The organism is Pseudenterobacter timonensis, from assembly GCF_900021175.1.
GTDB classification, from domain to species: domain Bacteria; phylum Pseudomonadota; class Gammaproteobacteria; order Enterobacterales; family Enterobacteriaceae; genus Enterobacter; species Enterobacter timonensis.
The window spans coordinates 420,706-439,374 of sequence record NZ_FCOP01000010.1 but is presented as its reverse complement, the minus strand read 5'-3'; the positions used below and the strand labels follow the sequence as shown (position 1 = coordinate 439,374).

At 55.3% G+C, this 18,669-nt stretch carries 16 protein-coding genes and 1 riboswitch; of the genes, 8 read left to right on the top strand and 8 right to left on the bottom strand.

What is annotated here, in order from left to right:
* Positions 1-28: 28 nt before the first annotated feature.
* The 4 genes from yqiA to nudF are packed head-to-tail and all read right to left on the bottom strand — an operon-like array spanning position 29 to position 2,516.
* A complete protein-coding gene (yqiA, locus tag BN3796_RS04545; protein ID WP_061707195.1) occupies positions 29-610 on the bottom strand; it encodes an esterase YqiA in 582 nt (193 codons plus the stop codon).
* Positions 610-1,437 (bottom strand): 3',5'-cyclic-AMP phosphodiesterase, encoded by an 828-nt coding sequence (cpdA, locus tag BN3796_RS04540; protein WP_061707194.1) that lies wholly within the window; start codon positions 1,435-1,437, stop codon positions 610-612. The genes yqiA and cpdA overlap by 1 nt, the downstream gene beginning before the upstream one ends.
* 27 nt (positions 1,438-1,464) lie before the next feature.
* Positions 1,465-1,887, bottom strand: coding sequence for a DUF1249 family protein (locus BN3796_RS04535; RefSeq protein WP_061707193.1), 423 nt, complete (start codon positions 1,885-1,887; stop codon positions 1,465-1,467).
* Entirely contained in the window at positions 1,884-2,516 is a 633-nt protein-coding gene (gene nudF / locus BN3796_RS04530; protein ID WP_061707192.1) for an ADP-ribose diphosphatase, read from the bottom strand. Before nudF ends, BN3796_RS04535 begins: the two co-directional genes overlap by 4 nt.
* A gap of 205 nt (positions 2,517-2,721) precedes the next feature.
* On the opposite strand from nudF, the gene tolC reads away from it, so the two are divergent.
* The 3 genes from tolC to BN3796_RS04515 all read left to right on the top strand — a co-directional run bounded on the left by tolC (position 2,722) and on the right by BN3796_RS04515 (position 6,236).
* The gene (gene tolC / locus BN3796_RS04525; RefSeq protein WP_061707191.1) at positions 2,722-4,215 is read left to right on the top strand and encodes an outer membrane channel protein TolC; all 1,494 of its coding nucleotides are present in this window, start codon (positions 2,722-2,724) and stop codon (positions 4,213-4,215) included.
* A gap of 192 nt (positions 4,216-4,407) precedes the next feature.
* Positions 4,408-5,073: a DUF1190 family protein gene (locus BN3796_RS04520; protein WP_061707190.1), complete on the top strand. Its 666-nt coding sequence runs from the start codon at positions 4,408-4,410 to the stop codon at positions 5,071-5,073.
* 2 nt (positions 5,074-5,075) lie between these two features.
* The gene (locus BN3796_RS04515) at positions 5,076-6,236 is read left to right on the top strand and encodes a glutathionylspermidine synthase family protein (protein ID WP_061707189.1); all 1,161 of its coding nucleotides are present in this window, start codon (positions 5,076-5,078) and stop codon (positions 6,234-6,236) included.
* A gap of 82 nt (positions 6,237-6,318) precedes the next feature.
* Here BN3796_RS04515 and ygiD read toward each other — a convergent pair whose 3' ends face one another.
* Entirely contained in the window at positions 6,319-7,107 is a 789-nt protein-coding gene (gene ygiD, locus BN3796_RS04510) for a 4,5-DOPA-extradiol-dioxygenase (RefSeq protein ID WP_061707188.1), read from the bottom strand.
* 705 nt (positions 7,108-7,812) lie between these two features.
* On the opposite strand from ygiD, the gene BN3796_RS04505 reads away from it, so the two are divergent.
* The 4 genes from BN3796_RS04505 (at position 7,813) to BN3796_RS04490 (ending at position 12,808) form a co-directional block, all read left to right on the top strand.
* Positions 7,813-8,388 carry a fimbrial-like protein gene (locus BN3796_RS04505; protein ID WP_061707187.1) on the top strand — a complete coding sequence of 192 codons (576 nt, stop codon included), beginning with the start codon at positions 7,813-7,815 and terminating at the stop codon, positions 8,386-8,388.
* Positions 8,389-8,471: 83 nt separating this feature from the next.
* On the top strand, positions 8,472-10,994 hold the full coding sequence (locus BN3796_RS04500; RefSeq protein ID WP_061707186.1) for a fimbria/pilus outer membrane usher protein: 2,523 nt from the start codon (positions 8,472-8,474) through the stop codon (positions 10,992-10,994).
* Between the two features lie 15 nt (positions 10,995-11,009).
* Positions 11,010-11,744: a fimbrial biogenesis chaperone gene (locus BN3796_RS04495; protein ID WP_061707185.1), complete on the top strand. Its 735-nt coding sequence runs from the start codon at positions 11,010-11,012 to the stop codon at positions 11,742-11,744.
* 2 nt (positions 11,745-11,746) lie between these two features.
* A complete protein-coding gene (locus BN3796_RS04490; protein WP_061707184.1) occupies positions 11,747-12,808 on the top strand; it encodes a fimbrial protein in 1,062 nt (353 codons plus the stop codon).
* A 68-nt stretch (positions 12,809-12,876) separates the two neighbouring features.
* Here the strand turns inward: BN3796_RS04490 and ribB are convergent, their stop codons facing one another.
* Entirely contained in the window at positions 12,877-13,530 is a 654-nt protein-coding gene (gene ribB / locus BN3796_RS04485) for a 3,4-dihydroxy-2-butanone-4-phosphate synthase (RefSeq protein ID WP_061707183.1), read from the bottom strand.
* A gap of 101 nt (positions 13,531-13,631) precedes the next feature.
* Positions 13,632-13,783, bottom strand: a riboswitch (FMN riboswitch).
* Between the two features lie 121 nt (positions 13,784-13,904).
* Here ribB and ubiK point away from each other — a divergent pair.
* Complete coding sequence (gene ubiK / locus BN3796_RS04480; protein WP_061707182.1) at positions 13,905-14,219, top strand: ubiquinone biosynthesis accessory factor UbiK; 315 nt, start codon at positions 13,905-13,907, stop codon at positions 14,217-14,219.
* A gap of 109 nt (positions 14,220-14,328) precedes the next feature.
* On the opposite strand, the gene hldE is transcribed toward ubiK, so the two are convergent.
* Both hldE and glnE read right to left on the bottom strand, forming a co-directional pair.
* Positions 14,329-15,759: a bifunctional D-glycero-beta-D-manno-heptose-7-phosphate kinase/D-glycero-beta-D-manno-heptose 1-phosphate adenylyltransferase HldE gene (gene hldE, locus BN3796_RS04475; RefSeq protein ID WP_061707181.1), complete on the bottom strand. Its 1,431-nt coding sequence runs from the start codon at positions 15,757-15,759 to the stop codon at positions 14,329-14,331.
* 40 nt (positions 15,760-15,799) lie between these two features.
* Positions 15,800-18,655, bottom strand: coding sequence for a bifunctional [glutamate--ammonia ligase]-adenylyl-L-tyrosine phosphorylase/[glutamate--ammonia-ligase] adenylyltransferase (glnE, locus tag BN3796_RS04470; RefSeq protein ID WP_061707180.1), 2,856 nt, complete (start codon positions 18,653-18,655; stop codon positions 15,800-15,802).
* Positions 18,656-18,669: the final 14 nt, after the last annotated feature.

Here is an 18,669-nt window from a genome sequence, read left to right as displayed (position 1 = left end):
GATTTAAACTAGCGATTCGCAGTGATTGTCAGAGATTGTGCAGTCCAAGAAAGTCGACAATCGGGGTGAAATGATTCTCAAAGCCCGTGAAGGCATGATTACCTCCCTCCTCCACAGTCTGACGGCAAAGGGCGTAATAAGCCACAGCCTGGCGGTAATCCAGCACTTCATCGCCCGTCTGTTGCAGCAGCCAGATCAGATCCGGCGCTTCCAGCGGGTCGACCTGCATAACTTTAAGATCGTAAATATGGCGTGACTCTAGCACATATTGCTGCCCGGTGTAGGGGTTCTCGTTCTGGCCGAGAAAGTCCGTCAGCAGTTCAAACGGGCGTACCGCCGGATTGACCACCACCGCAGGCAACATAAAACATTGCGACAGCCAGGTGGCGTAATATCCCCCCAGCGACGAGCCCACGATACCTAACGGCGCGCCGCCGTGATTAAGCACGATGGACTCCAGCATCTCCGCCGCCTCCGCCGGATAGGGCGGCAGCTGCGGGACGATCATCTCGATCTCCGGATGATGGAGGCTCAGCCACTGGCGAAACTGCGTCGCTTTGGCGGAGCGCGGCGAACTGTTAAAGCCGTGAAGATAGAGAAGCGTTGACATCAATATCCTTCGGAGGCCGTATCCGGACGGAACTGCACCCCTTCCAGACGGCAGACCTCGGTGGTCAGCGAGCCATCGGCGTGTAGTTCCAGCCAGCGCCAGCCCGGGGCGATGGTATCTAAGGTAAAGTTAGCGCAGTGGGGCTTAAACTGCACGCAGGTTGACGGGGTCGCCAGCAGACGGCGCCCATTCCAGTCGAGATCCTGCTCCTGATGAATATGTCCGCACAGCAGATTTTTCACGTGCGGGAATTTCAGCAGCACCTGATCCAGCGCGGCTGAGTTACGCAGGCTGTGTTGATCGAGCCAGCTGCAGCCCGCCGGAAGCGGATGGTGATGCAGCAGCAGCAGCGTATGGCGCTCAGGCTCGTCATTCAGCTTTTGTTCCAGCCACTCGAGCTGAAACTCGCTGAGTTCGCCGTGCGGCACGCCGAATACCTGACTGTCGAGCAACAGAATTTGCCACCGGTCGCCTGCCAGGATGCGTTTGGCCGGAGAGATCCCCGCCTCCTGCAGCGCGCTATACATGGCTGGCTGAAAATCATGATTGCCCGGCAGCCAGACGCAAGGTACCGAAAAGGTCGCGATTCCCTCAGCGAAATGCTGATAGGCTGCAGCGGTCTGGTCCTGCGCTAAATCGCCCGTGGCGGCAATCAGATCATACTCGCGCTTTTCAGCGTGGATAGCGGCGAGTACGGCCTGATAGCTCTCCCAGGTATTAACCCCCAGCAGCGTTTCATGCTTTTCAGCAAACAGGTGGGTATCGGTGATTTGTAATATCCTGACTGGCGCCCCACCAGCAACAGTCAGGTTCAACAGGCTTTCCAAATGGTGTCCTTAGGTAGGTTTATGACGCTAACAAACCGGAATCGCCATTGCTCCATGTGCTAAAAAATATCTTAGCCAGTCGGCCAGAAACTGGTTAATTTGATGCTTTTCGTCGCGTTGATGCAACTTTTTATTAGGGTAATCATACCGCGCTTTGAAGCGAAAGATCTGCTGACTTGAACACACTTCAGCCACCATCGCGTCATGATACAGGCGCACCGTCATCGACGGCAGGCTCCAGTAACTTACCGCCGGAGCCGTCTGCTCGATCTCAACCAGCGTTGTGTAACGCGTTGATTCGACGATCGTTAACCGATACTGCGCATTGCTCACCTGATAGCTTACCGTTTCGCCGGGCGCGTCCTCACGCGGCAGCAGGCGGCGTAATTGTGCGAAATTGGTCTCGCACAGACGCATCATTTCTGGGAAGTCAGGTGTATAACGCTTCATTTTTTCCACTCGTCTCGTAACTTTTGATAGTGCAGCTGTAGCCATTGCAGAGCGATGACTGACGCCGCGTTGTCGATTTTCCCCTCTTCTACCCACTGGTAAGCCAGTTCCCGACTTACCACATGAACACGAATGTCTTCGTTTTCATCTGCCAGACCGTGAATACCTTCCGCGGTCGTGGCGTCCACTTCGCCCACCAGAATAGACGAACGTTCACTGGTTCCGCCAGGGCTCGCCAGAAAGCTCAGCACCGGCCGCGTGCGCCCGACCGTCAGTCCGGCCTCCTCTTGCGCTTCCCGCCGGGCCACCTCTTCCGGCGTTTCCCCCTCTTCAATCATTCCCGCGACCATCTCCAGCAGCCACGGCGTGGAGCTGGTCTCATATGACGCGATGCGGATCTGCTCCACCAGCACCACTTCATCACGCTCGGGGTCATAGGGTAGCAACACCGCCGCATGGCCGCGCTCAAAAATTTCGCGCCGGACTTCGCCGCTCATTTCGCCGTTAAACAGGCGATGCCTGAAACGGTAAAGTTCGAGCGAAAAAAAACCGCTATAAAGCGTTTCTCGTGCAATAATTTCTACATCGTTTTTGGCGAAGGTCACTGGCGTCTTTTCTGGTTTTTGCATGACGGTATCCTGGTATCAATCGTGATGAAATAATGAATTTCAACCCCGTTTGGCTGCCGTTTCACAGGCTATATGATAGATTGGTGCAAATTACCGCCAGATGGCACGTAACGCCAACCTTTTGGTGTGGAAGATTCTGTTAGAATCGGCGATTATTTTTTTAAATTAGACACGCGCTAAAACTGCTTCACAACAAGGAATGCAAATGAAGAAATTGCTCCCCATCCTTATCGGTCTGAGCCTGACGGGCTTCAGCGCAATGAGCCAGGCAGAGAACCTGTTGCAAGTGTATCAACAGGCTCGTCTGAGTAACCCTGAACTGCGTAGATCAGCCGCCGATCGTGATGCCGCGTTTGAAAAGATTAACGAAGCGCGTAGTCCGCTGCTGCCGCAGTTGGGCTTAGGTGCTGATTATACATACAGCAATGGATTCCGCGATGCAAATGGTGTGAACTCCAACGCCACCAGCGCCTCGCTGCAGCTGACGCAAACCTTGTTTGATATGTCCAAATGGCGCACGCTCTCCCTGCAGGAAAAATCCGCAGGCATTCAGGACGTCACCTACCAGGCCGACCAGCAGACCCTGATTCTGAATACCGCGCAGGCCTATTTCCAGGTGCTGAGCGCCATTGATACGCTGGCCTTTACCGAAGCGCAGAAACAGGCCATCTATCGTCAGCTCGATCAAACCACCCAGCGTTTTAACGTGGGTCTGGTTGCTATCACCGACGTGCAGAACGCCCGTTCACAGTACGATACCGTACTGGCAAACGAAGTGACCGCCCGCAACGATCTGGACAACGCGGTGGAAAACCTGCGCCAGATCACCGGCAACTACTATCCTGAGCTGGCCTCTCTCAACGTGGAGAGCTTCAAAACCGATAAGCCGCAGCCGGTTAACGCCCTGCTGAAAGAGGCGGAAAACCGCAACCTGACGCTGCTGCAGGCGCGTTTAAGCCAGGATCTGGCGCGCGAGCAGATTCGTCTGGCGCAGGATGGCCATCTGCCTACCCTGGATTTAACCGCGTCGACCGGCGTCTCTGACACCAGCTACAGCGGCTCGAAAACCAACTCCGGCCAGTATGACGACAGCAACATGGGCCAGAATAAAGTGGGCCTGAGCTTCTCCCTGCCGATCTACCAGGGCGGGCTGGTTAACTCGCAGGTGAAGCAGGCGCAGTATAATTTTGTGGGTGCCAGCGAGCAGTTAGAAACCGCGCACCGCAACGTTGTGCAGACCGTGCGTTCTTCCTTTAATAACGTCAACGCTTCCATCAGCAGCATTAACGCCTACAAACAGGCGGTTGTCTCTGCGCAGAGTTCTCTGGATGCGAACGAAGCGGGTTATTCCGTCGGTACCCGTACCATCGTTGACGTGCTGGACGCCACCACCACGCTGTATGAAGCGAAACAACAGCTCTCCAGCGCCCGTTACAGCTACCTGATTAACCTGCTGAACATCAAATCTGCGCTCGGTACGCTGAACGAGCAGGATCTGGTGGCGCTCAATAATACGCTGGGCCAGGCGGTGCCGACCTCACCGGAAAGCGTCGCCCCGGAAAATCCGCAGCAGGATGCCGCCGTGGATAACTTCACCGGCAATACCGCTAACGGTAACGCGACCATGCCTGCCGCACAGCCAACCGCGGCGCGTACCACTACGCCAGCCCGCAGCGGCAGCAATCCGTTCCGTCATTAAGTCCTGCCAATAGCGCTTCGCTTATCGGGCCTGCTTCACCGCAGGCCGGGTAAGCGCAGCGCCATTCTGCGCAAAATCACTCCCCAACGTAAGCCAACGTAAAGATCCCCCTGTTTAGCCCGTTCTTCGCTTCATTTTCGACCACTCATCCTCTATCCTGAGCGTTATTACCCCTGGTCCTGGAAGACAAAAATGAAACGGACAAGATCCATTAATCACGCGACGTTCCGTAAAAGCTGGAACGCCCGTCATCTTACTCCCGTCGCGCTGGCGGTCACTGCCGTCTTTATGCTGGCGGGCTGTGAGCAAAGCGACGAAACGGTTTCAATGTATCAGAACGCGGACGACTGCGCGGCGGCCACCGGCAAAAGCGCAGAATGCACCACCGCCTACAACAACGCCCTGAAAGAGGCGGAGCGCACCGCGCCGAAATATGCCACCCGTGAAGATTGTGTGGCTGAGTTTGGTGAAGGTCAGTGCCAGCAGACGCCAGCTCAGGCTGGCACCGCGCCGGAAAACCAGGCGCAGGCGCAGTCCAGCGGCAGCTTCTGGATGCCGCTCATGGCGGGCTATATGATGGGCCGTCTGATGGGCGGCGGCGCGGGCTATCAGCAGCAGCCGCTGTTCAGCTCTAAAAACCCTAACAGCCCTGCCTACGGGAAATATACCGACGCCAGTGGTAAAAGCTATGGTGCGGCTACGCCTGGCCGTACCACGACCGTTCCGAAAACCGCTATGGCGCCGAAACCGGCTACTACCAGCACCGTCACCCGCGGTGGCTTTGGCGAGTCGGTGGCGAAGCAATCGACCATGCAGCGTAGCGCTGCAGGTACCTCTTCGCGCTCAATGGGCGGCTAAATATGGAACGAATTGAGATTGTTGAGCGCCCGGACTGGCGCGAAAAAGCGACCGAATATGGCTTCAATTTTCACACCATGTATGGCGAGCCGTACTGGTGTGAAGATGCCTATTACAAGCTCACCCTTGCCCAGGTTGAAAAGCTGGAGGCGGTCACCGCTGAGCTGCATCAGATGTGCCTGAAGGTCGTGGAAAAGGTGATCGACAGCGACGCGCTGATGACCAAATTCCGCATTCCGAAACACACCTGGGGCTTTGTCCGCCAGTCCTGGAAAACGCACCAGCCTTCGCTCTATTCCCGCCTCGACCTGGCGTGGGACGGCACCGGCGAGCCTAAGCTGCTGGAGAATAACGCCGACACCCCCACCTCGCTGTACGAAGCGGCCTTTTTCCAGTGGATCTGGCTGGAAGATCAGCTTGCTGCGGGCAAGCTGCCAACAGGGAGCGACCAGTTCAACAGCCTGCAGGAGAAGCTAATCGAACGGTTCGCCGAACTGCGCGAGCAGCACGGTTTTAATCTGCTCCATCTCGCCTGCTGTCGCGACACGGTGGAAGATCGCGGTACGGTACAGTATCTGCAGGATTGTGCCGCAGAAGCGGAAGTAGCCACCGAGTTCCTCTATATCGAAGATATCGGGCTTGGCGAAAAAGGTCAGTTCACCGACCTGCAGGATCAGGTCATCAGCAATCTCTTCAAGCTCTATCCGTGGGAGTATATGCTGCGCGAAATGTTCTCCACCAAGCTGGAGGATGCGGGCGTTCGCTGGCTGGAACCGGCCTGGAAAAGCATTATCTCCAACAAGGCGCTGCTGCCAATGCTGTGGGGGATGTTCCCGGATCACCCTAACCTGCTGCCGGCGTACTTTGCGGAAGATGACCATCCGCCGATGGAGAAGTATGTAATGAAGCCGATCTTCTCCCGCGAAGGGGCCAACGTCTCCATTATTGAAAACGGCAAAACGCTCGAGGCGGTAGAGGGTCCATATGGTGAAGAAGGAATGATCGTGCAGCAGTTCCATCCGCTGCCGAAGTTTGGCGACAGCTATACCCTGATTGGTAGCTGGCTCATCAACGATCAGCCTGCCGGGATCGGGATTCGTGAAGATCGGGCGCTGATCACTCAGGATCTGTCACGCTTCTATCCACATATTTTTATTGAATAAGACTTGTCCGGCGGCGCTACGCTTACCGGGCCTACGCTCGACATGTAGGCCGGGTAAGGCGAAGCCGCCACCGGGCATGTTGTTATCCCACCTGCACCGACAGCATACTCAGACTCCCCATCTCAATGCCATCCACCGGAATAGTCACCGGCTCTTTACCATCCCATGTTCCCAGGGCGTAAAGCAGCGGCAGATAGTGTTCCGGCGTCGGGTTCGCCAGCGCCCCGCCCTCGTGGTCGAGGTAGTTCACCAGCGGATGCGCCGCTGCCTCACCCTGCCAGGTAAGATTCGCTTTGACAAAATCATTGAACGATGTGGCCCACGGATAGGGAATATTCTCCCCCTGCCAGCGGGCCGCGCGAAGGTTGTGCACCACGTTGCCGCTTGCCACCAGCATAACGCCCTCTTCACGCAGGGCGGCAAGCTTACGGCCCATCTCCAGGTGCCAGGCCGCGGGCTGGTTACGGTCGATGCTCAGCTGCACCATCGGAATATCCGCCTGCGGATAGATCTTTATTAGCACGCCCCATGAGCCATGATCAAAACCCCAGGCCTCGTTATCCAGCACCACCGGTACAGGGGAGAGCAGCTCCACCAGCCGCTGCGCCAGCGCGGGCGAACCGGGGGCCGGATAGTGCGTGTCATACAGCGCCTGCGGAAAACCGCCGAAATCGTGGATGGTTTTTGGCGCAGCCATGGCGGTGACGCCCGTGCCGCGCGTATACCAGTGCGCAGAGATGGCCACAATCGCTTTCGGTCGCGGCAATGTCTCTCCCAGCTGGCGCCAGACGCGGGTATAGACGTTATCTTCCAGCACGTTCATCGGGCTGCCATGGCCTAAAAAGAGTGCTGGCATACGGGAAGCGCTCATGATGATATCCTTACGGAGGGTGTCAGTTTTAGGGTTCTACACTACGCGCATTCCGCTGCAGATGAACCCGGAGAAGCGTGAAGAAGATCATCAGGAAATTTGAATGTAGAAGTTTAAGTCGCCCTGCCGCCTCGCTTTGTTCATCACAGATGAGCAGAACCTGGCGGTCCTGCCGGCGCAAAGCAATTCTTTCGGATCGGTATATCCGATATGGCGGAAACGTCTGAAGGCGGGCCGCGTGAAATGTCCGCAACCGAACTTTTTCTGTGTTATTACAACATCAGAATCAAGGCAATATATATGTACGCCTTATAAATTATCTTCATTATTATTTCCATACCGCGAATTATTTATTAGGCACATTTATAGGCACTGGACATTCATATTATTGAAACTATGAACTCCAGCCAGGATACATCATTTAAATAAATGACTTTTCCGGCAGTCATCGCTAAAAGATACATAAAAAATGGAGGAATTTTTAGTAAAACAAGTATTAAGCCTCTTCCTGACCAAATAGACCGCTCCACTGTCACCCATAAATAAAACGTATCAACTTAGAAAAATTAAAGACCCCATGAAGAATTACTAACGAGATAAATTATATTGTGATTGATATATAGTACCGCGCTTAAATGCAAAAACTTTATGACGTTAATTATCTCGTTAATGCATCATACTCCCTCTATAAAGGATTATAGCTTTATGTTTAACAAGACGATCCTGGCAGCCGCTACCACAGCGCTGCTTTCAACTCTGGCATTTACTGCTTCTGCGGAAGATAACCAGGGTTCAGGTAAGCTCACTTTCACGGGTGAAGTCATCAGCGCACCCTGCTCCATCACTCCAGGTGATGAAAACCAGACCATTAATTTAGGCGAAGTTGCGGACAGCGTATTGAACAGCGGTAAAAAGTCGCTGCCCGTTGATGTGACCATCCATCTTCAGGACTGTATTCTTTCCACTACTACCGAAGGCTCAACAACCACCGTCGATAAAGTGAAGGTAACCTTTACCTCCGCCAGCACCGACACCACTGATACCAGCCTGATGAAAAACACCCTGGACGGCAACATTGGCGGCGCAACTGGCGTAGGCGTTCGTCTGCTGGATAGCGGCAGCAATATGGTGACGTTAGGTAGCCCAATTGAGGTCTTTTTCCCGACAACGAGTTCCTATCAGGAGCTGAATTTTAAAGCGCGTATGGAGCCGTTGAGTGGTAAGACAGCGACTCCGGGTAACGTTCAGGCGCAAGCGAATTACGTTCTGGATTACAAATAATTCCGTTGTTACTCGCCTGTAATACCAGCCGATGAAGGATTCATCGGCTTTTACGTATTATTTTATATGAGTGAAAAGGATTTATGTTCAATCATTCAGCATTTCGACTCGCAAAATTCTCTGCTCTGATTAGGCATACGCTGAGTGCATCCTTGTGCTCGGCGCTCTTCGTGCTTCCCGTAGCTGCGGTTGAATTTAACACTGATATGATTGATGTGGAGGATCGTAACAATATTGATATTTCCCAGTTTAAAAAGAAGGGACATATCACACCAGGCCAATACCTGGTTAGCGTGCAGGTAAATAAAAACACCTTGCCTCAACCGCTGATGATGGAATGGATCGCTACGGAAGGCGAAAGCGGTTCGCTGCTTTGTGTCAATGCAGAGCACCTGACCCGTTTCGGCCTGGATCCAGACTTTATATCGGAACTCCGCTATTTACCGAACGGCAAGTGTCTGGATTTAGCTGCAAAGCCAGAACTGCTTTTTGCGCTGAATAAGGGCACCATGGTTCTCTCCATTACCGTCCCGCAGGCCTGGATGAAATACCAGGCACGGAACTGGACGCCGCCGGAATTCTGGGATCAGGGCATCGCAGGCGTTTTGCTCGATTATAATCTCTATGCGAGCCAGTATAATCCTCAGGGAGGGGAGGACAGCCAGAATATTAGCGCCTATGGTACGCTCGGGTTCAACCTGGGCGCATGGCGTTTACGTTCAGATTATCAATATAACCAGGACTTTCGTAACGGCAAGTCTACAGGCAGCGACAGCAGCCTGGCACGAACCTATCTCTATCGCCCTCTTCCTTCCCTGTCGTCAAAATTGACGCTGGGGCAATATGATTTGAGCTCTGATATTTTTGATACTTTCCACTTTAGCGGCGCGTCGCTGGAGAGCGATGAAAGTATGCTGCCGCCCGATCTGCAAGGCTACGCCCCACAAATTACCGGCATTGCGCAAACCAATGCGAAAGTGACCGTTTCCCAGTCGGGCCGTATTCTGTATCAAACTACCGTCGCGCCTGGCCCTTTTACGATTACCGATCTGGGTGAAACCTATCAGGGGCAGCTGGACGTGGTGGTGGAAGAAGAAGACGGGCGCAAATCCACTTTCCAGGTTGGTTCATCCTCCATTCCTTTCCTGACCCGCAAAGGCCAGGTACGTTATAAAACTTCTGTTGGAAAGCCGACCGAAACGGGTCATAACGATGTTAATAATCCCCTGTTTTTTACCGGCGAGCTCTCCTGGGGCTGGTTAAGCAAGGTCTCCCTTTATGGCGGCACCATGCTGACGGCGGATGACTATCATGCCGTGACCTCCGGGATCGGCTTTAACATGGATTCCTTTGGTTCGTTATCCTTTGACGTGACGGAAGCGGAGGCCACGCTGCGTCAGGAAAAAGATGAAAAACAGCGTGGTTTCAGCTATCGCGTGAACTATGCCAAGCGCTTCGAGGAAACCGGCAGCCAAATTACCTTCGCGGGGTATCGTTTCTCGGACAAAGAATACGTCTCCATGAGCGAATACCTTGCCAGCCGGGAGGGTGACGATTCAACAACCAATGAAAAAGAGAGCTATGTCGTCTCCTTTAACCAGTATCTTGAATCCCTGTCGCTCAACAGCTATCTCAACATCACCCGTAACACCTACTGGGATAATAGTAGCAACACGAATTACTCTTTCTCGATAAGCCGTAATTTTGATATTGGCCCGTTCAGGGGAATATCCGCTTCGCTGGCCCTGAGCCGGATCCGCTGGGACGACAGCAGCGAAAATCAGGTTTTCTTCTCGCTTACTCTTCCGCTGGAGCAGAGCCGCAACCTCATGTACAGCTATCAGCGCTCTGGCGGTAATAGCGCGTCTCATATGGCGTCGTATTACGACTCATCCGATCGTAACAACACATGGAATCTGTCGGCATCGACCACTGAAGAAGACTTACGTCACGGAGAGCCTTCGCTTCGCGGCGGATATCAGCATTATTCACCGTATGGCCGTTTGAATATGAACGGCAGCGTGCAGCCCAACCAATACCGCTCCATCAGCGCTGGCTGGAATGGTTCGCTCACCGCAACGCGCCACGGTATGTCGCTGCATGATTACAGTCCGGCCAATAACGCGCGCATGATGGTGGATGCCGATGGCGTGGAGGGAATTGAGGTCAATAGCTCACGCACCCGCACCAACGCCTTTGGTATCGCTGTGGTGCCTTCATTGTCCAACTATATAACCTCAACCATCCGGGTGAATAGCAACACCCTTCCGGATGGCGTGGATATCGAAAACTCCGTTATCCGAACCACAATGACCGAAGGCGCCATTGGCTATAGCAAACTCAATGCCACCAAAGGCTATCAGATCGTCGGCATCGTGCAGCAGGAAAACGGTCACTACCCGCCGCTGGGTATTAGCGTCGTGGACAAGGCCTCCGGCAGAGAAGTCGGCCTGATTGCCGAGGAAGGATTTGTTTACCTTAGCGGCATACAGGATGACAGTACGCTACGCCTGACCTGGGCTGATAAAACGTGCGAAATTACACCGCCAAACCAGAGCAACCTTAGCGGCACCGCTATTTTATTACCTTGTAAAACAGTGCATTAATTCAGGATGAATAAAATGAATCTCTCTTTCGTTACAAAAGGACTTCTCTGTCTGATGAGCCTCAGCGGGCTGGCGCATGCCACCGTGTCGCCGGACAGAACTCGCATTATTTTCAACGCTTCAGCAAAAAGCGTTTCGGTGAGGCTCACAAATCAGAGTAAAACCGATCCTTACCTTGCCCAATCCTGGATCGAAGATATACACGGCAAAAAGACACGTGAGTTTATCTCCCCCGTTCCGCCACTGCTGCGTATAGAGCCGGATGAGCAGGCACAGGTGCGTCTGATGGCGCAGCAGCGTCTTACTCAGCTCCCCGCCGATCGGGAATCATTGTTCTATTACAACGTACGGGAAATCCCCCCCAAAGCGGAACAGCAGAACGTCATGCAGATCGCAATGCAAAGTCGTCTGAAGCTCTTCTGGCGCCCCAAAGCCATTGAACTCAAAGAGGGTCAGTATCTTCCTCTGGATAAAGTGACCCTCTCCCGCTCTGACAGCAATCTGATTTTTAAAAACGGCAGCCCGTACTACATCACCGTGGGATATATCGGCCTGAACGGCAAAACGTTACTGCCGGGGGCGGAGAGCGTGATGATTGCGCCTTTCGCTGAAGCCAGCCAGAAACTCGCAAATTTACCTGCGGAATTTCAAATCGGTTACATCGGCGACTATGGCGGACTGGAAATGTTTAAAGTGAGCTGCAATGCAGTACAACTCACTTGTCAGAGCAAGCCGGTGAATAAAGGATAATGATGAAAAAAATCTATTTTGCTGTTATCGCCCTTTTATCTCTCTTCTCTTCCTCTGTCTGGGCGCTGGACTGCTACAAAGATGCTAAAGGCGGTGCAAATGTGGTCACCACAACGTTGCCCTGGTTTACCGTGCCAGCCAACGCCCCAACGGGACAAAAAATCTGGGAAAGTGGCGATTTGTTGGTGACGGTTTACTGCGATAATGCCTCACGCGACCATACCAAATCGGTTCAACAGGATCCCTGGAGCGAAAACATTCATGCCTACATTCTTGACAGTTTTCACAACACCGACAGCCTTATAACTAATAATCCCTATCTGGCGTTTGGCGTGACATATAACGGCGTAGACTATGATATCCCTGATATAAAAATTGATACCGGCGCCTGTCTGGATAAGATGGATGACTTCGATAAAAGCTACACGCATGCCGCCTGCAATGGATCGGTAATTCAAAAGAACGTAACGTTTACAGCACGTTTTCGTCTCTATGTTAAATTAAAAATGGTCCCGAAGGAGAGAATTGAGTTCACCTTCCCCGCGGTCACGGTATTGACGTTTGACGGCGCAGGTGGAATCAACAGGCTCAGCAACGCCAAAAACTTGCATTATAACGTTGACGGCCTCTCCAATATTCACTTCCTGGATTGCTCGGTAAATATCAGGATTTATCCAGATAACCAGATCGTTAACTTTGGTCAGTTTACCGAACATGCGCTTGATGCCGGGACGATTAAATCCCCTTTCAGCATATCAACCATCAAGGATGAGAGTGCCGGGTGCTCGGAGCAATTTGACGTTACAACCAGTTTCTACACTACGGATACGCTCTATGATGATACGCATCTGGATATGGAAAATGGGTTACTTATGCGCCTCGTTGATAAGAAAGAGGGCAATGTGACTTACAACCAGTATCTGCCTTTCGCCACTTATTATCCTGACAGTGCGGTCACGACCATAACGCATCAGTACACTGCCGAATTAACCCGAAAGCCCGGAGAAGTCCTCCGGATGGGACCGTTCAGCAAAGATATTATTGTCAAAATTAACTATCAGTAACGGTACAAGGTTAACAAGCGTCAGAGACAAAAAAGCCGGGTTTCCCCGGCTTTTTCACATCAGCACTTTTAGCTGGCTTTGCGCTCGTGCGCCTGGCGGTACTCCACCAGATCTTCGATGGTCACAACCGGCATGTTGTGCTGACGGGCAAAGACGATGCACTCCGGCGCGCGCGCCATTGTACCGTCGTCATTGGTCAGCTCACACAGTACGCCCGCGGGCTTAAAGCCTGCCAGCGTTACCAGATCGATAGTCGCTTCGGTGTGACCGCCACGGGTCAGTACGCCGCCCGGCTGCGCGCGCAGCGGGAAAACGTGGCCGGGACGGTGCAGATCGGCTGGTTTCGCGTCGTCGGCAATCGCCGCGCGAACGGTGGTAATACGGTCCGCCGCCGATACGCCAGTGGTAACGCCGTGCGCCGCTTCGATGGTTACGGTAAAACCGGTGCCAAACGCGCTGGTGTTATTTTCGACCATCATTGGCAGGTCGAGCTGTTTACGGCGGTCTTCCGTGATGCAGAGGCAGACAATGCCGCTGCCGTGACGAATGGTGAGCGCCATCTGCTCAACGGTCATGGTTTCGGCAGCGAAAATCATATCGCCTTCGTTTTCACGGTTTTCGTCATCAAGCACCATCACGCCGCGGCCTTCACGCAGGGCGGCCAGCGCATGTTCAACACGTTCAACAGCAGTGCCAAAAGAGGAAAGGAGCGTCTGATTCATGGTAAAAAAACCTCATTAACTTTATGGTTACCAGAATCAGGGCAGTCTTAGGAGCGCCGTATAAGCGGCAAAAAGATAACGTGAGCGGGCCATGCCCGACCGGTTACTCTCTCCCATCCGGACTTTAACCGTCGGCCCCGGAATTACACCGGATCTGCTGACCTTTGAATTTTACTCCAAAGCGCTCGCGGGCTTTCAGCGCAATGGCTGATTTACCGCCGGTGGGGAATTTCGCCCCGCCCTGAGAATAAGCGAGATAACTATAACGCTATTGATTATCGTGGGCAATGCATAAGCTTCAAACAATTCTGGTTTATGTAAAGGCGTAACGCGCTACAATAATTGTTAACACCTTTAGAACAAGGGAAACCACAATGATCGACCCGAAAAAAATTGAGCAGATTGCACGCCAGGTTCATGAGTCCATGCCGAAGGGTATTCGCGAGTTTGGTGATGATGTAGAGAAAAAGATCCGCCAGGTTCTGCAGGGACAGCTTTCGCGCCTTGACCTGGTAAGCCGTGAAGAGTTTGACGTACAGACACAGGTGCTGCTGCGCACCCGCGAAAAGCTGGCGCTGCTGGAGCAACGCCTGAACGATCTGGAAAACCGTAACGCGCCTGCGGATCTGCCTTCTGAAGTGACGCCTGCGCCGGCCATCCCGCCGATCGACGATCAACCTCAACAGTAAGGCCCGGCGACGCTACGCTTACCGGGCCTGCAGAAAGAGGCAGAACACACAGGTCGGGTAAGGCGCAGCGGCCATCCGACATGAAAAACGGGCCAACTGGCCCGTTTTTTTACTGACTGTTTTTCTGGATCTTTTTGATGATATTGGTGGTGGAGCAACCATCTTCAAAATTGAGCACCATCACCTCGCCGCCATTGGCCCAGACCTCTTCGCTGCCCGCGATCTGCTCCGGCTTATAATCCCCGCCTTTTACCAGCAGATCCGGCAGAATACCGGCAATCAGACGCTGCGGCGTATCTTCTTCAAACGAGACCACCCAGTCCACCGCCTCCAGCGCGCCGAGCACAATCATGCGCTGCTCCAGGGGATTCACCGGGCGAGAGTCGCCTTTCAGACGCTTGGTGGAGGCATCGCTGTTAACCGCCACGATCAGGCGATCGCCCAGTTTACGGGCGTTCGCCAGGTAAGAGACATGGCCCGCGTGCAGGATATCGAACACGCCGTTGGTCATAACCACCTTCTCGCCACGCTTGCGCGCCGCGGCCACGGCCACCTTCAGCTCATCCTCGGTCATCACGCCAAAGCCGGTATCGGCACGGCCACGCACCGCGTTTTCCAGCTCAATGGGCGAAACGGTGGAGGTACCCAGCTTGCCGACGACCACGCCCGCCGCCGCGTTAGCAAAGTAACAAGCCTCTTCCAGCGAATTACCTGCCGCCAGCGTCGCCGCCAGCACGCCAATCACCGTATCGCCTGCCCCGGTCACGTCGTAAACTTCCTGCGCCTGGGTCGGCATATGCAGCGGCGCTTTGCCCGGCTGCAGGAGCGTCATGCCCTGTTCGGAGCGGGTCACCAAAAGCGCAGACAGCTCGAAATCAGCGATGATTTTCATGCCGCGCTCAACCAGCTCCTCTTCGGTTTTACACTTGCCCGCCACCGCTTCAAACTCAGAAAGGTTTGGCGTCAGCAGCGTCGCGCCACGGTAGCGTTCAAAGTCGGTGCCTTTCGGGTCGATCAGCACCGGGACATTTGCCCCGCGCGCCAGCTGAATCATCTGCTGTACGCTGGTAAGCGCCCCTTTGGCATAGTCAGAGAGCACCAGCGCCCCAATAGAGCCCAGCGCCTGGTTAATCCGCTCGTGCAGCGGCTCGGGATCGACGCCTGCAAACCCCTCTTCAAAGTCGAGGCGAATAAGCTGCTGGTTTCGGGAGAGCACGCGCAGCTTGGTGATCGTGGGATGGGTCGGCACAGAAACGAAGTCGCATTTTACGTTCACGTCAGCCAGCGACTTGCTCAGGGCACGCGCCGCATCGTCGATGCCGGTCAGCCCCACCAGACGCGAATGGGCGCCCAGGGAAGCGATGTTCATTGCCACGTTCGCCGCGCCGCCGGGACGCTCCTCGATGGTTTCAACCTTCACCACCGGTACCGGCGCTTCCGGGGAGATACGGCTGGTCGGCCCATACCAGTAGCGATCCAGCATCACATCACCAACAACCAAAACTCCAGCACGTTCAAACTCTGGCAGTGTTACTTTCATTCCTGACTCCAGAAAGATTCACAATTTGCGCGCGATAATATCACACTTGTTCACTTACGCACGGCTCCACCAGCCACTTCTGCCAGCTGGCGCGCACCTGCTCGCGCTCGGCGCTAAAGCCATCCTGCGCCACGTGTCCAGGCGCCTCCTGCAGCGCCAGATGGTGCAGCGCGTCGCGAAGCGTGGTGTACGCGCGGGTTAGCGCCTGCGCCTCCTGTTCGTCCATAATCCCGTTCTGCGCCAGCAGCTCCAGAATGCGCACATTATCGGACCAGCGGGTCAGCTTCGGCCTGTCATGGGCGTGGCGCAGCACCAGATACTGGGTGATAAATTCGATATCGGTGATCCCGCCTTCGTCCGCTTTAATATCAAAGCGATCGCGATGCTTGTTCCCCAGATGCGCGCGCATTTTCTCGCGCATCTCCCGCACTTCAGTCTGTAGCGCGTCGCCCTCGCGCGTAGCGGTCAATATGTCCCGGCGCACCGCGTCGAACTGCGCTTTTAACTGCGGATCGCCGTAGACCACACGGGCGCGCACCAGCGCCTGATGTTCCCAGGTCCAGGCTTCGTTTTGCTGATAGTCTCTAAACGCCTCGACAGAGGTTACCAGCATGCCCGCCGCCCCGGAGGGTCGCAGACGCGCATCCACCTCGTAAAGAATGCCCGAGGAGGTGCGGGTGCTGAAGAGGTGCATGATGCGCTGGGCCAGACGCAGGTAGAACTGGCGTCCGTCGATTTCCCGCTCGCCGTCGGTCATAACGTCCGCCGGGCAATCGTGCAGGAAGATCAGATCCAGATCGGAGCTATAGCCCAGCTCCCAGCCCCCCAGCTTGCCGTAACCCACCACGGCAAAGCCACGCCCTTCCCGATCCGCCAGATGGGTCGGCTGACCGTAGCGCGCCACCATCTGCCCCCACGCCTGCTGCACTACCGCATCGATGATCGCCTCTGCAAGCCAGGTTAAGTGATCGCTTACTTTCATTACCGGCAGCGTCCCGGCAATATCGGCCGCCGCCACGCGCAGCAGCTGCGCCTGCTTGAACTGACGCAGCGCCTCCAGCTGCTGCTCCTCATCCTCTTCCGGTACACGCAGCAGATACTGGCGCAGCTCGTCGCGATAAGCGTCGGTCGCTGTCGGCTGGTAGAGAGTGTTGGGGTCGAGCAGCTCGTCCAGCAGCAGCGGATAGCGCGCCAGCTGGCTCGCCACCATCGGCGAGGCGGCGCAGAGGGAGATGAGATGTTTAAGCGCGCCGGGAAACTCGCTTAACAGCTCCAGATAGGTGGTGCGGGTGATAATGCCCGCCAGCAGCGGCGTCAGACGTGACAGCGGCACCGGGGCGTCGGGGCGGGAGCAGACATCGCTCAACAGGTGCGGCATCAGATGATCCAGCACCTGGCGGCCGCGCGGGCCGATGGTGCGCCGGTCCAGCTCTTTACGAAAATCAGCGATCAGCGCCACCACCCGGCGACGATCGTCGTCGCTCAGGTGCGCCAGCACCGGCGTCGTGTCATCTTCCTGGAGCGCATCCTGCCACAGCTCGCGCCAGTTTTCCGACAGGGCATCTTCCTGGCTCTCGCCTTCATCGTCGCCGATAAGCTCGTTGAAGATACGGCGAACGCTCCCCATGTGGGCGGCGAGCCTTTCGGTCAGCGCCGCCCAGTCGTCCATCCCCATTCCCCACGCCAGCCGCGCGCGGTTCAGCTCGTCAGCGGGCAGGGTCTGGGTTTGCTCATCGTTAATGCTTTGCAGAAGATTTTCCAGACGACGCAAAAAGAGATAGGCCTCGCGCAGCGTCTGCGCATCCCCTTCCGGCAGGAGATGCAGCTGATCGATGGCCACAAGCGTGGGCAGCAGCGAGCGGGACTGTAGCGACGGCTCGCGTCCGCCGCGAATCAGCTGAAACACCTGCACGATAAATTCGATTTCGCGGATGCCGCCCGCGCCGAGCTTGATATTGTCCTTCAGACCGCGCCGCCGCACTTCGCGGGCGATCATCCCTTTCATATTGCGCAGGGACTGGATCACGCTGAAGTCGATATAGCGACGAAAGACGAACGGGCGCAGCATGGCCCGCAGCTCGCTGGCATACTCCCCGCCGTCATCGCCCATGATCTGCGCTTTAACCATGGCGTAGCGCTCCCAGTCGCGCCCCTGCTCCTGGTAATAATCCTCGAGCGCGGCAAAGCTCAGCACCAGCGGGCCGCTGTCGCCGAACGGACGCAGACGCATATCCACGCGGTAGACAAAGCCGTCCTGGGTGGGCTGATCCAGCGCTTTAATCAGCCGCTGGCCGAGACGGGTGAAGAACTGGGCATTGTCCAGCTCCCGGCGTCCGCCGCGGGTGCTCCCTTTTTCCGGCCAGGCGAAGATAAGGTCGATATCGGAGGAAAAATTCAGTTCACCGCCGCCAAGCTTGCCCATACCCAGAATCAAAAGCGGCTGCGGCACACCCGCCTCGCTGCACGGCGTGCCCCACTCTTTACAGCAGGCGTCGTAGAGCCAGTCGCGGGCCGCCACGATGAGCGTCTGCGCCAGGCTGCTTAGCTGCTGCAGGGTACTTTCATCATCGTTCAGCCGCAGCGCCTGGGCCCAGGCGATACGCACCATCATCCGGCGACGGAACTGGCGCAGCACGCGCAGCAGCGTCGGCTCGTCGGTAACCTCGCTTAGCGCCTCCTTCAGCCACAGCGGATAGTGACGCCACTCGTCAGCCTGCGGCGGCGACATTTCCAGCGCTGCCAGCCAGTCGGGATGGGCGGTAATACTCTCCTGCACAAAATCACTAAAAGTCAGTACTTGCTGCGCCTCTTCACTTAACGACGAGGCGGGTAATGATTCCGGCAGGCGGTCGCATACCGTCTGCCACTGTTGCTGAAGCGCTGAAGAAAGCGGCATGTCAGATTCCCCGG

What these genes read in the sequence shown, in the direction of transcription:
- BN3796_RS04515 (WP_061707189.1), top strand. Translation starts at nt 5,076, where the DNA reads ATGGAACGAATTGAGATTGTTGAGCGCCCGGACTGGCGCGAAAAAGCG.
- BN3796_RS04495 (WP_061707185.1), top strand. Translation starts at nt 11,010, where the DNA reads ATGAATCTCTCTTTCGTTACAAAAGGACTTCTCTGTCTGATGAGCCTC.
- glnE (WP_061707180.1), bottom strand. Translation starts at nt 18,655, where the DNA reads ATGCCGCTTTCTTCAGCGCTTCAGCAACAGTGGCAGACGGTATGCGAC.
- yqiA (WP_061707195.1), bottom strand. Translation starts at nt 610, where the DNA reads ATGTCAACGCTTCTCTATCTTCACGGCTTTAACAGTTCGCCGCGCTCC.
- tolC (WP_061707191.1), top strand. Translation starts at nt 2,722, where the DNA reads ATGAAGAAATTGCTCCCCATCCTTATCGGTCTGAGCCTGACGGGCTTC.
- ubiK (WP_061707182.1), top strand. Translation starts at nt 13,905, where the DNA reads ATGATCGACCCGAAAAAAATTGAGCAGATTGCACGCCAGGTTCATGAG.
- BN3796_RS04500 (WP_061707186.1), top strand. Translation starts at nt 8,472, where the DNA reads ATGTTCAATCATTCAGCATTTCGACTCGCAAAATTCTCTGCTCTGATT.
- nudF (WP_061707192.1), bottom strand. Translation starts at nt 2,516, where the DNA reads ATGCAAAAACCAGAAAAGACGCCAGTGACCTTCGCCAAAAACGATGTA.
- BN3796_RS04490 (WP_061707184.1), top strand. Translation starts at nt 11,747, where the DNA reads ATGAAAAAAATCTATTTTGCTGTTATCGCCCTTTTATCTCTCTTCTCT.
- BN3796_RS04535 (WP_061707193.1), bottom strand. Translation starts at nt 1,887, where the DNA reads ATGAAGCGTTATACACCTGACTTCCCAGAAATGATGCGTCTGTGCGAG.
- ygiD (WP_061707188.1), bottom strand. Translation starts at nt 7,107, where the DNA reads ATGAGCGCTTCCCGTATGCCAGCACTCTTTTTAGGCCATGGCAGCCCG.
- BN3796_RS04520 (WP_061707190.1), top strand. Translation starts at nt 4,408, where the DNA reads ATGAAACGGACAAGATCCATTAATCACGCGACGTTCCGTAAAAGCTGG.
- hldE (WP_061707181.1), bottom strand. Translation starts at nt 15,759, where the DNA reads ATGAAAGTAACACTGCCAGAGTTTGAACGTGCTGGAGTTTTGGTTGTT.
- BN3796_RS04505 (WP_061707187.1), top strand. Translation starts at nt 7,813, where the DNA reads ATGTTTAACAAGACGATCCTGGCAGCCGCTACCACAGCGCTGCTTTCA.
- ribB (WP_061707183.1), bottom strand. Translation starts at nt 13,530, where the DNA reads ATGAATCAGACGCTCCTTTCCTCTTTTGGCACTGCTGTTGAACGTGTT.